This window comes from Achromobacter animicus (genome assembly GCF_902859585.1).
In the GTDB taxonomy this organism is placed as follows: Bacteria; Pseudomonadota; Gammaproteobacteria; order Burkholderiales; family Burkholderiaceae_B; genus Achromobacter; species Achromobacter animicus.
The window spans coordinates 114897-125451 of sequence record NZ_CADIJM010000014.1 but is presented as its reverse complement, the minus strand read 5'-3'; the positions used below and the strand labels follow the sequence as shown (position 1 = coordinate 125451).

Genomic DNA, 10555 nt, shown 5'->3' with positions numbered 1-10555 from the left:
TGCTGCCGGTCCTGACCTTCGATGAATCGGGGCATGTCGACTCCCGGGATCGAGATACCAAACTCTATCTAGATCACCGTAGCGGCGTCAAAGAGTTTTCACACAGCCTCGGCCATAAGCGGACATACCGGCCGCTCGACTCAGACTAAATGCTCACTTAATGCTGGGGGTGTTCATAGGCTTGGTATCCGACAAGATCATCATTCAGCGGCTACCTTCACTCGCCATCTACCCCGCGTCTCGTCGCGACCGCCACCCGCAGGGTGAACTCTGTAATCTCGGCTGGAACACCCAAGCGGATCGGAAAACCCATCCACAACGCGGTTCCATTGCTGACATACAGTCTCATACCTCCAACGTCATACAGGCCGGACACGTATCCCTGGTTTGCGAACTTACCAAGGTGATTGAGCCCCGCAATCATCCCACCATGCGTGTGGCCAGAGAGCTGCAAATCGACACCCGCTTTCGCATTGTCCAGCGCCCCCTCCGGACGATGGCTCATGAGCACTATGGGCCACGTCTTGTGCGCACCGCGCAATGCCACATCCAGATCCGGCCCGGAGAATCCATAGCCACTCGCCGCAGCATCGGTCACCCCTACGATCGTCAATCCAGCATCACCGAGCGGTAATTCAACGTGGGAGTTTTCGATCAGTTGGATACCGAGTGCCGCCAAGCGCTCTCGCCACTGCGTGTAGTCGAAGTAGTACTCATGATTCCCTGGGATACCAAGTACACCGAAGCGCGCCCTCAGGTTGGCAAGCGGCGCCACGTCAGCAATCCGGTCGCCGACGGTTCCATCGATGAAGTCGCCGGTGAACAAGATCAGATCAGGCGATAGAGCATTAGTACGCGCCACGACCTCGTTTACCCATGTCTCCGGGAACAGTCGACTGATGTGAGTGTCGGTGAGTTGCACCACTCTGAAACCGTCAAGCGATGCTGGCAGATCTGCGATTGGCACCTCAATGTGCTTTACATCAGGGACACGAACCGCGTTTCCGACTCCGATGATCGACGTGACAACGGCCAGTATCATCGCTACCGGCGCCACCCAGGGCGCGATGCAATTGCGCGTCTGCCTGCCGCGAATGAGCCAAACCAGAAGCAACAAGCCATCCCCGAGCAATACGAAGAAAAAAAGTAAGACGCATGCGCAAAACAGCCAACCGACGAACAGCGCGAACGAGTACGGCGCCTCGAACGACCACATGTTTCCGTACAGCGCATCGTTGATCCAATGCACTTTGGATACGACGAGAAGGAGAATCGAGATGAACACTCGCCATCCGCGCCCAACAGGCAAAGGCAGAACGAAGCGCCAAAGAAGGTAGAGAAAGACGAAGGTGAAGGCAATGTGAAACACGAAGGCAATGATCCTGATTAGCGCGGTTAAATCAGACCGCTGGAGCCGCTCGATGGTATTAGCTCTGACGCCAGCAATCTGTTAGCAGGATTCAACCTTTCGTTGAGTTGGGCTCACCGGTGATTTTCCGTGTGTGACGTCGTCCTCTATTCGCGAATTCGCGCACATGAGCCGCTCTTATCGTTGAGCAAATAACATTGCTGCACTGAGCCTGTCCGTGTCGATGGTCGAAGGCTATGGAGCTGCTCATTGGCACACTTAAGCGCGATGCAACGATGTGCCTAGCCGGAATCAGAGACGTTCGGAAGGCAAACCAGTTGTCCCTCGTTACGATCATTGCGCGCAATAGCTTTGCTGGGGCGCTTATCGGTGGAATTCGAGACTCAGGAAGTGGTCGACTTCTGCAACCTCCACGACATTCGGCCCGAGTAAAAACTGGTCAAAGGTCCACAGCTAAACCAACTCTGGGATGACGCCGCTAGCAAAAAGGCGCGATATCGCTACGTTCTGGATCTGCGTAAAGCGTAACTACTCCGCATCGAGCGGGAGGGGCGTTCTCCGCCAGCTCACGGTTCCGCCTGCTTACACGAGCGGCTCCTCCCGCAACATGTCGATGAATTCACGCAGACCAGGTGGGGTTTGCCGATGTCCAGGATAGTAGATATAGAAGGCGGGCTCGATTGGCGCCCACTCAGGAAGGACCACCTGCAACTCGCCTCGCTCGAGCTCTCCCGTGATGCGCTTCTCCAAGCAATAGGTGATACCAGCGCCGGCCTTCGCCATTTCCACCCCGAGTGTGGTTTCGTTAACACAGAGCTGCCCAGGCACGTCGATCGCTTGACGTTCACCGTCCTTCTCAAACTCCCAACGATAGATGACGCCCTGGCCGGTTCGGATCTGAATGCAATTATGTGCTTTCAGGTCCTCAGGGACCGCGATAGGAGTCCGCCTGTTCAGGTATTTGGGCGCTGCCGCGGCAACCCACTTTAACGGAGCACCGATACGGACAGCGACAAAATCCTCGGGTACCGTTCCCCCGAAGCGCACGCCAGCATCGAAGCCTGCGGCAACGATGTCGACCATCTGATCTTCTACCGCAACCTCTACCGACACCTCCGGATAGTTTTGCAGAAATTTGGGTAGGTACCTTGATACCAGTAGCCTTGCGCCATCATTCAGCGTATTGATCCGCAGGCGGCCCATCGGGCGATCGCGATGCCGGTCCACCTCCTCAAGCGCACCCGCGATCTCGTCGAACCCGATCTCCAGACGAGAGGCCAGGTTTGAGCCGGCCTCAGTTGGCGACACCGTGCGGCTAGTCCTGTTCAAAAGGCGCACCCCAAGGCGCGTCTCCAGGTTCCGGATCGAATGACTCAAGGCCGAAGTTGAGATCCCCAAATCAACCGCTGCTTGCGTGAAGCTGCGTAGCCGGTGAACGGCCAGGAACGAGTTCAGATCGGCGAGATCGGCCCTGGATAGTTTGGCGGTGGGGCGAACTGGCATGGGATCTCCAAGGTTGAGAAAAATTCAACGTTCTAGTGGAATTGCCTCAATAAATGGCGCTATTAGACGATTTATTATTAATTCAATTCAACAATAGGCTACCCCAAACACACGCCAACGGCTACCTGACTTCATTAGGAAGATCTTGAGCCGGCCAGCTTCTGGCGATCTTGAGTAGGTAGCCAGCTGCCATACGGAGAAAAAACCATGGACCACGCCATACGTAGAGGCGGAGTCGCCATCGTTACTGGAGCCGCCATCGGCATCGGTTACGCCATTGCCCATCGACTTGCCAAGGAAGGGATGAAACTCGTCCTGCTCGATCACAACGGGCGCATGCTTACGCAGGCATCCGAGCGCCTTCACACCGACTTCCCCGAACTTGAGCTGCGCAGCATTGCCGGCGACGTCACCTCTGAAACCGCTGGCGCGGCCATGGGTCGAGAAGCCGAAGCCCTTGGCGAGATCTCCGTAATCGTGAACAACGCCGGGATCCTGAAAGGCGCTGGGCCGTACGAGAACATGGAGCAATGGCGCCAGACGATGGAAGTCAACTTCTGGTCAATGCTCGGAATACAGCAGCACTTTGTTGGCCCCCTTCTTGACCAACCATCCGCTTCGGCGATCGTAAATGTGGGTTCAAAAGAAGGCATAACGACCCGCCCCGGAAATGCCGCCTATGCGCTCTCAAAAGCAGCCGTGCGCGTGTTGACTGAGCAATTGGCTCATGAGCTGAGAGAGCAGATCGGCGATCGCGTTACGGCTCACCTGCTCATTCCTGGCTATACCTTCACGCCCATGAACTTCCCTGGTACGACCTACGACTCTCTCAAGCCAGAGGCGCCATGGAGCGCTGATCAGGTCGCCGATCGCATGGTCCAAGGTGTGCGCGCCGGTGAGTTCTACATCTTTTGCGAGGACAACGAGGTTACGAGCGAACTGGACCAACGACGGATGCAGTGGGCCATGGACGATCTTATAAAGCGGCGGCCGGCCCTTTCTCGGTGGCACCCGGACTTCAAGAACGAATTCGCTGCCTTTGCCAAGAGCAGTGAACCTCGTTAAGCCATGCTCGACGTCAATCCCGCCCGCCTAGCCACCATGGCGACTCTCTTCTGCAATGGGTTGCTTTACGCTACTTGGGGTGTGAGCGTGCCCGTCATCAAGGAGAAATTCGGCCTTTCAGAAGGGGTGCTTTCCCTTGCGATGGCCGCGGTAGCAATCGGCGGGATAGCGACGATGGCCGCCGCAGGACGATGGATTTCGCGTGTGGGAAGCGGGACCGCGAGCGTTCGCAGCGGCATTCTTATGGCCCTCTCAGCGGGTCCCATCCTGCTCATGTGGGACTTCGGTGGCCTGCTCGTCCTGCTATTCATATACGGGATGGCCACAGCGGCCAACGACGTCGCAGCGAACGCGCAAGTGGCGCACCTGGAGCAAATCTCCAAGCGATCGCTCATTGGGTCAGTGCACGGCAGCTTTAGCGCCGGAGGCCTCGCAGGGGCGCTCTTGGCAAGCGCATGGGCAGCCGGGAACGTGACGCCGGCGCTCAACTTTATTTGCGTGGCGATGCCCTGCCTCCTGGCCATGGTATTGGCTGCTCGGTTTTTGCGTAATGATCCCCTTACACACAGAGAAGCCGAAGGAGCCGCGAGTGGAGCTCATCCCGGTTTGGACAAAGAGGCTGGTCGCCGACTCCGAACGCTCGGAGCCCTAGCTTTCTCAGCCTTGGTCATTGAAGGGGCCTTCTATGACTGGGCAGCCGTGTACATGCGAGACATCGCTCACGCGAACGCCGGGTGGGTAGGCTTCGGATATGCAGCCTTTGCCATTGCGATGGCGATGGGTCGCATGGGCGGAGATTGGGTGCGAGACAGGTACAGCCACCAAGCAGTGATAGCTACCAGTGGCGCACTCAGCCTAGCGGGACTGACCGTCGTTCTATCCAATATTTCTCCAACCGCCGTAATCGCAGGGTTCTTCATCACTGGCGTCGGCTTGTCGAACGTAATTCCAGTGCTGTTCTCTACTGCGGGCAAGCTGGCCAACGAGGCGGGCTGGGCAGCATCGCAGGGCCTGGCCACCACAACTCGGATCGCATATATCGGGCTGCTGGCGGGTCCGCTGGTGATCGGACCGGTTGCCGAGATGGTCGGCCTTCAATTGGCGATGGTGACTCTCATGGCAGCAGTTTCCGCGACTTGCGGAGGATGGCTGTTGCTGAGCAAAAGAACTGACGGCGCTCCGTGGATGCTGCCCCGCCAGCGTCACGTACATCCGTCTTGCAATCGACTCTCGAACTCTAATTAATGACCGAATCAACCGTTTCCCTATCCCGTACCTTTGACAGCTCTATATCTCCCCACGGCTTTCTGGGCGCAATTCTCACGCTCGGCCTTGGCGGCCTTTTTGTCGGAACAGGCGAATTCGCATCGATGAGCCTGTTGCCGGGAATGGCGGAAAGTACTGGGGTGTCCATCCCTAGTGCCGGCGCATACATCAGTGCCTATGCCATTGGAGTCATGATCGGAGCTCCGCTGATTGCCATCGGCGCCGCCAGGTGGCCACGCAAGCATCTGCTGCTCACGCTCATGGTTCTCTTTGCCATTGGCTACATCGGAAGCGCGTTAGCCACCGGCTATCACTCGTTGATCGTTGCTCGATTTGTCTCCGGTCTACCTCATGGCGCCTACTATGGCGTCGCCTCGCTCGTGGCCGCGACGCTTGCGGGAGAAGGCAAGCGGGCTCAAGCCGTCGGCTATGTAATGCTCGGATTAGCAGCAGCAAACGTTGTCGGCGTACCGGCAGCCACAGGTCTAGGGCAGTGGCTAGGTTGGCAGTCTGCCTTTGTCGCGGTTGCGGCTGGTGCTGTCCTGACCCTCGTAATGATGCTTCGCTACATCCCCGTAATGCCTGGAGGAGGAAGCCCCATGACCGAACTCGCGGGCCTGAAGCGGCCGCTCCTTTGGCTCACGCTGGGAGTTGCATCTGTCGGGTTTGGCGGCATGTTCGCCGTCTACAGCTACATCACGCCGACCCTCACGAAGGTGACGGGCTTCGACGAAGCGACGGTTCCTGCGGTGCTTTGCGTATGGGGTCTTGGGATGGTGGTGGGAAATTTGGTTGGCGGAAAGTTCGCGGACAAAGCCCTCGTCCCGACGATCTTTGGATTCTTACTCTGGAACGCGGTCTTCCTCGGGGCGTTTTCTATGTTCGCCGGATCCAAGGCGGCGACCGTTACCGTACTGTTTCTTGTAGGCACAGGCTTCGCTTTGGTTCCGGCTCTACAAGCGCGATTGATGAACGTGGCTGGTGAAGCCCAGACCTTGGCCGCAGCGCTTAACCACAGCGCGTTCAATCTCTCAAACGCGATCGGCGCAGTGCTAGGTGGCGCCGCGATTTCGCATGGTCTGGGTTGGGCGTCTACAGGCTGGGTAGGCGGCGCGCTGGCCGTGCTAGGCATGGCACTTATGGCCTTCACGGTACGCAGCACAACAAGACGACGCGCCGAACGAATCTGAAGTCGATGCTTTAAAACGGCCGTCTCATAGTGGGTTCAACGCAGGTTGCCGAATGACCGCATTGGGTCGAAATCTGCCAGTCGTCGACGACTGGTCGCGGCCAGAAGCGGTCTGTCGCCGTAGCGGGCTCCAGACTAAGAACGACCATCGCAAGTGCTTCAAGCGACGGCCGTTGTAGGCTGAGTGCGGTGCGGCCGGTCAGCGACATATTCCGCTATCCACCAGCCGCCTCGGTCGATTCGACCGACACAGTGCGACCTCCTGCAGGTCTGCCCCCTTCTCGCAAGGCGTTATGGTCGTGTCCTGTGTCCGTACTTACCTTGCGCCAGATTTGATCTGAGGATCCGTAGAGACTGCAGCGCCCCCCCAACGATCAATCCTGGCCGCACGAGCTGAACGGCAAGCTGGATGAACTTCTCGAACAAATGTTCAACCTGGATGCACTTTATGGCTAGAAAACCAACTGAGGTATTCGGGTCCGTTATCGCACCGAATGGCCAGGGGGTTTCCCCGCCAGCCGATGATCTGCTTGAGCGTGCGGATCACGCGCTTGGACGGCAACGAGAAGTCAACCTCAATGCCCAGTGCCTCGCGGTTGAAGTCGTCGATCACCTTGAACACGCGGATTTCAGTTCGAGTGCGATAGATCCGGTACACGCGCTTATGGTTCCAGCCGAAGCCTCGCACATTGCACAGATACAGGAAGCACAGACCAAAGCCCCAATTGCGGTGGTTGTCAGTTGGGGCCGCTCCTGAGTTGGCCGTAGCTGAGCTGGTCCGCGGCGTAGCAATCGCACGCCACCTGCTCCAGGCCTGGCCTGTTCAGGATCTCGATGTTTCCGCGGCGATACGCGATCAGCTTGCGGTGCTGAAGGGCCGAGGCCGCCACCGTTACGCCGACCCGCCGCACACCCAGCATATAAGCCAGGTATTCATGAGTGAGGTGAAAGCTGCCCGAATGCGCGCGGTCTTGCGTCATCAGCAACCAGCGCGCAAGCCTGCCCTCGATGAAATGAGAATGCATGCAGACCGCGGTCTGGGCGAGCTGCTGCAGGATTACCACGGTATAGCGGCCGATCAGGCCGCGCAGCGCTGCACTGGCGTCCAACTCCTGCCGGAACAGATTCGCTTTCATGCGCAAGGCGGACCCGGCGCCCTGCACGACGGCGCGCAACTGCGAGGTATCGGCGCCCAATGAAACGTCGACGCTCCACATTCCTTCATTGCCGACCAGGCCCACCTCCAGGGAAGCACCGTGCTACTGCGGCAGAATCAGGGAGATATAGCTCCCGCGCGGAAAGTAGACGTCGTTGATGCGGTCGCCGGGCTGAAGCAGGCATTGCCCGAAGTCCAGGTCAACGGACTCGAAGCGATCCAGCAAACGGGGCCGCTCCCGGCTGGGCATCGCGGCGAGCAGGCGGTTGGGAACATCGGCGATCGCGGGGCGCGGCAAGTTCTGCTCCTGGTTCCATCTCAGGCGCGGACCGCGCCGCCAGTTTGACTCAGCAGGCGCTGATACTCCTGCCGCACGACCATATAGCATTCGCAGACACGCGCCTCCAGCGCTGCGCGATCCAACACGGTGATATGGCCGCGGCGATACCGGATCAGACCGGCCTCCTGCAGGTGGCCGGCCGCCTCGGTGACGCCTTCGCGCCGCACACCCAGCATGTTGGCGATCAGTTCCTGCGTCATGGCGAGTTCGTCGGATTGCAGTCGGTCCAGGCTGAGCAGCAGCCAGCGGCAAAGCTGCTGGTCCAGCGAATGATGTCGGTTGCACACCGCTGTCTGGGCCATTTGCGTGAGCAGCGCCTGGGTGTATCGAAGCAGCAGGTGCTGCATGGCCCCACCTCGGTCGAACTCGTCTTTCAGCGCCTGACCCTTCAACTGATAGGCGGACCCCGCGCTTTGGACTATCGCGCGGCTGGGCGTGGTTTCTCCGCCCATGAACAAGGAAATGCCAACGATGCCTTCATTGCCGACCACGGCAATTTCGGTGGAGGCGCCATCTTCCATGACGCACAGCAGCGAGACAATGCAGTCGATCGGGAAGCAGACATGCCGCATTCGGCCGCCCGGTTCGTACAAGGCTTTTCCCAACGGCAGGGAGACGCGTTCCAGAAGCGGAAACAATCGTTCCATCTCCTGCAGGGGCAACGCCGCCAATAGTTGATTCTGGGGGGGATCGCGTGAATCAGGCATGAAGAGTCCCTCCAACAAGCCCAGTTGCAACGGCCCTATCCGGGGCCGCAATCCGAAAATCCTCCGGCACACTTTGCCCACTCGGCAGGGGCAATCGCCACGCGCTATGTGCGGTGGCGAACGGAGTCCTGCCCAGAGTAGCGCACTATTGGTCGCTGGCCCCGCTACGCGGCCCGGCGCGGCCAGGTCAGGAATCCATCCCTGCGCTGACCCTGTCACGCTATGGGAAGCCCAGACTCAAGTCCGTTCGCTGGCGCACATAGCGCCGGCGGCCTTGGCATCCAGGTATTTCTGCACCAACGCGCGCGTGGAGCTGTCCAGCCCCTGTGCGTGGGCCTGCCCGGCCCCAAGCGCTTGCGCGATATGCGCGGCTAGCGTCTTGCCTAGCTCCACGCCCCATTGATCGAAGGAGTCGATGTCCCAGATTACGCCCTGAGTGAACACGCTGTGCTCATAGAGCGCGACAAGCGCGCCCAATGACCGGGGCGTGAGCTTCGCGGCCAGGAGCGTATTGCTGGGGCGGTTCCCCTGCACCTGCCGGTGCTTCCCTCGAGCCTGCGCGTCGCCAGGGCCGCCCCCCTCGTCCAGAGGGCGTCCGAAGGCCAGGGCCTGGGCCTGGGCGTACATGTTCGCCAGCAGTTCTTCATGGCCGCCCGCCGATGACGGCAGCGGCGAAAGGAATCCGATGAAGTCGCAGGGCACGATCTGGGTGCCCTGATGCAACAACTGATGGAACGAATGCTGGCCATTGGTCCCGCAGGCCCCCCAGTAGACCGGACTGGTTATGCTGCCGACCGGGGCTCCGTCTTGGGTTACGGACTTGCCGTTGCTTTCCATCATCAATTGCTGGACATAGGAAGGGAATCGTCTCAGATCGTGGGCATAAGGCAGAATCGCAACCGATCGCGCCCCGAGAAAGTTGTTGTTCCACACGCCCATCAAACCAAGCAGAACGGGAAGATTCTGTTTCATCGGCGCGGACAGGAAATGGGTGTCCATGTCGTGGAAGCCGGCCAGCATCTCGCGGAAGGCGGCGGGCCCGATGGCGGTCAGCAGCGCCAGGCCCATGGCGGAACACAATGAATAGCGGCCGTTGACCCAATCCCAGACGTCGAATACATGCTCCGGCGCGAAACCGGCCGCGATGGCGGCGTCGCGATTGCCCGTTACCGCCACGAAATGCGCCCGCAGCGCGCCCTCGTCCTGGATGTCTTCCAGGCACCAGGCTCGCGCGGCGGCCGCGTTTCGCAAGGTTTCGGGTGTGTGGAAGGTTTTCGAGCAGACGATGAACAGCGTTTCGCGCGGGTCCAGATCACGTGTTGCCAGAAAGAAGTCGGCGCCGTCCATGTTGGACACGAAACGGAACTGCATGTCCCGCCGTCCGTAGTGCTGTAGGGCCGCGCAGGCCATTCCTACACCGATCGCGGAGCCGCCTATGCCCAGGTTCACGATATTCCTGATCTTTTTGCCGGTCCCGCCGAACCAGGTGCCGCTGCGCACCTTGCCGGCGAAATTTTCCATGCGGCGCAATACGCGCTGAACGTCAGGCACCACATCCCTGCCATCCACCCGCACGCTGGCATCGGCCGGCATGCGCAATGCGACGTGCAATGCCGCGCGGCCTTCGCTGGAATTGACCGGATCGCCGTTGAACATGGCGTCTATCTTCGCCGGCAGACGGCTCGTGCAGGCCAGGCGCAACAACAGCTCGAGCGTCCTGCGGGTGATCCGGTTCTTGGAGTAATCCAGGTACCAGCCGGCGGCTTCCTCGCTGAAGCGCTGCCCGCGCTCCGGGTCAAGCTGGAACAGGTCTCGAAGGTGCCGCGGGCGCACTTCGTCCAAGTGCTCGGCCAGCGTCTGCCAAGTGTGGGAGAGCGACACGTCGCTCGGGCCGCCCGTTGCTCGTCTGACCATTGCGCTGTTCCTCCAAGCCGAACGACCGGCCCCACAAGAATGCGGG

At 59.6% G+C, this 10555-nt stretch carries 9 protein-coding genes and 1 pseudogene; 3 read left to right on the top strand and 7 right to left on the bottom strand.

Features of this window, described 5'->3' with window-relative positions; all coding sequences use genetic code 11:
- Nucleotides 1–217 precede the first annotated feature (217 nt).
- Nucleotides 218–1369 (bottom strand): metallophosphoesterase, encoded by a 1152-nt coding sequence (locus HV681_RS23590; RefSeq protein ID WP_175125311.1) that lies wholly within the window; start codon nucleotides 1367–1369, stop codon nucleotides 218–220.
- Nucleotides 1370–1951: 582 nt separating this feature from the next.
- On the bottom strand, nucleotides 1952–2872 hold the full coding sequence (locus HV681_RS23585) for a LysR family transcriptional regulator (RefSeq protein ID WP_175125309.1): 921 nt from the start codon (nucleotides 2870–2872) through the stop codon (nucleotides 1952–1954).
- Between the two features lie 207 nt (nucleotides 2873–3079).
- On the opposite strand from HV681_RS23585, the gene HV681_RS23580 reads away from it, so the two are divergent.
- From HV681_RS23580 to HV681_RS23570, 3 genes are read left to right on the top strand one after another with little or no spacing between them, the layout of a single operon-like run.
- A complete protein-coding gene (locus HV681_RS23580) occupies nucleotides 3080–3937 on the top strand; it encodes an SDR family NAD(P)-dependent oxidoreductase (RefSeq protein WP_175125307.1) in 858 nt (285 codons plus the stop codon).
- A gap of 3 nt (nucleotides 3938–3940) precedes the next feature.
- Nucleotides 3941–5182, top strand: a complete 1242-nt coding sequence (locus HV681_RS23575) for an MFS transporter (RefSeq protein ID WP_175125306.1) — start codon at nucleotides 3941–3943, stop codon at nucleotides 5180–5182.
- On the top strand, nucleotides 5182–6393 hold the full coding sequence (locus tag HV681_RS23570; RefSeq protein WP_175125304.1) for an MFS transporter: 1212 nt from the start codon (nucleotides 5182–5184) through the stop codon (nucleotides 6391–6393). The genes HV681_RS23575 and HV681_RS23570 overlap by 1 nt, the downstream gene beginning before the upstream one ends.
- Before the next feature lie 468 nt (nucleotides 6394–6861).
- Here the strand turns inward: HV681_RS23570 and HV681_RS23565 are convergent.
- The 5 genes and pseudogenes from HV681_RS23565 to pgi all read right to left on the bottom strand — a co-directional run.
- A pseudogene (locus HV681_RS23565) lies at nucleotides 6862–7134 on the bottom strand (DDE-type integrase/transposase/recombinase); the annotation flags it as partial.
- On the bottom strand, nucleotides 7130–7417 hold the full coding sequence (locus HV681_RS27965) for a Crp/Fnr family transcriptional regulator (protein ID WP_437340399.1): 288 nt from the start codon (nucleotides 7415–7417) through the stop codon (nucleotides 7130–7132). The gene HV681_RS27965 and the pseudogene HV681_RS23565, both read right to left, overlap by 5 nt.
- A 234-nt stretch (nucleotides 7418–7651) precedes the next feature.
- Nucleotides 7652–7846: a hypothetical protein gene (locus HV681_RS27960; RefSeq protein ID WP_254595056.1), complete on the bottom strand. Its 195-nt coding sequence runs from the start codon at nucleotides 7844–7846 to the stop codon at nucleotides 7652–7654.
- A 20-nt stretch (nucleotides 7847–7866) separates the two neighbouring features.
- Nucleotides 7867–8595 (bottom strand): Crp/Fnr family transcriptional regulator, encoded by a 729-nt coding sequence (locus HV681_RS23555; protein ID WP_175125302.1) that lies wholly within the window; start codon nucleotides 8593–8595, stop codon nucleotides 7867–7869.
- Nucleotides 8596–8832: 237 nt separating this feature from the next.
- Entirely contained in the window at nucleotides 8833–10509 is a 1677-nt protein-coding gene (gene pgi, locus HV681_RS23550) for a glucose-6-phosphate isomerase (RefSeq protein WP_175125300.1), read from the bottom strand.
- Between the last annotated feature and the right edge of the window lie 46 nt (nucleotides 10510–10555).